The following is a 1110-nucleotide window of genomic DNA, read 5'->3' as shown; positions in this document are numbered from 1 at the left end:
TTAGGGTCGGGGTTATGTCGCGAGTGGGACGGCCGAAGGCTGAGTTGATGTTGACTGATGCCGAGCGTGAGCAGTTGGTTTGCTGGGCGCGGCGGGGGAAGACGGCGCAGGCTTTGGCGTTGCGGTCGCGGATTGTGTTGGCGTGCGCGGAGGCTGGTGCGACGAACAAGTGGGTGGCGGCTGATCTCGGCGTGGCGGCGAACACGGTGGGCAAGTGGCGGTCGCGGTTTGTGGTGTCGCGTCTGGATGGTTTGGTGGACGAGCATCGGCCGGGTCGCCCACCCTCGATCCTGCTGGACAAGGTCGAGGAGGTGTTGGTGACGACGCTGGAACAGACCCCGAAAGATGCGACGCACTGGTCGCGCAAGTCGATGGCGGCCAAGTCTGGGCTGTCGAAGTCGACGATCGGGCGGATCTGGCGCAAGTTCGAGCTGAAACCGCATCTGTCTGACGGGTTCACGCTCTCGACCGATCCGATGTTCATGGAGAAGGTCATCGATGTTGTGGGCCTATACCACAATCCGCCGGAGAAGGCGGTGGTGCTGTGCGTGGACGAGAAGTCGGGCATCCAGGCCCTGGACCGCTCGCACCCGGTGCTGCCGATGATGCCCGGGATGCCGCAGCGGCGCACGCACGACTACGTCCGACATGGTGTGACCAGCCTGTTCGCCGCGTTCAATGTCGCCGACGGCTCGGTGATCTCCAAGATGTATCACCGCCGCCGCGCGGCAGAGTTCAAGAAGTTCCTCATCGAGATCGACAAGGCCGTCCCCGGCGAGCTCGACGTGCACCTGGTGTGCGACAACCTCTCCACCCACAAAACCCCTGCCATCAACGCCTGGCTCGCCACCCGACCCCGCTTCCACATGCACTTCACCCCCACCGGATCCTCGTGGCTCAACCAGGTCGAGCGCCTCTTCGGGTTCCTCACCGACCAGATGCTGCGCCGCGGAGTCCACACAAGCGTCGCCAAACTGGAGAAAGACATCCGCGACTGGATCAAGAACTGGAACGAGAACCCCCAACCATTCGTATGGGTCAAGACCGCCGAGGAGATCCTCCACTCCCTCGCCCGGTATATCTCACGAATTTCCGACGCAGGACACTAGG

1 protein-coding gene is annotated in these 1110 nt (G+C 63.1%); it reads left to right on the top strand.

Features of this window, described 5'->3' with window-relative positions; all coding sequences use genetic code 11:
• Positions 1-14: 14 nt before the first annotated feature.
• A complete protein-coding gene (locus QMK34_RS47510; protein WP_326421634.1) occupies positions 15-1109 on the top strand; it encodes an IS630 family transposase in 1095 nt (364 codons plus the stop codon).
• Position 1110: the final 1 nt, after the last annotated feature.

It is taken from the genome of Amycolatopsis sp. H20-H5, assembly GCF_035828755.1.
Lineage (GTDB): Bacteria > Actinomycetota > Actinomycetes > Mycobacteriales > Pseudonocardiaceae > Amycolatopsis.
This window is presented reverse-complemented; position numbering and strand designations above follow the sequence as displayed.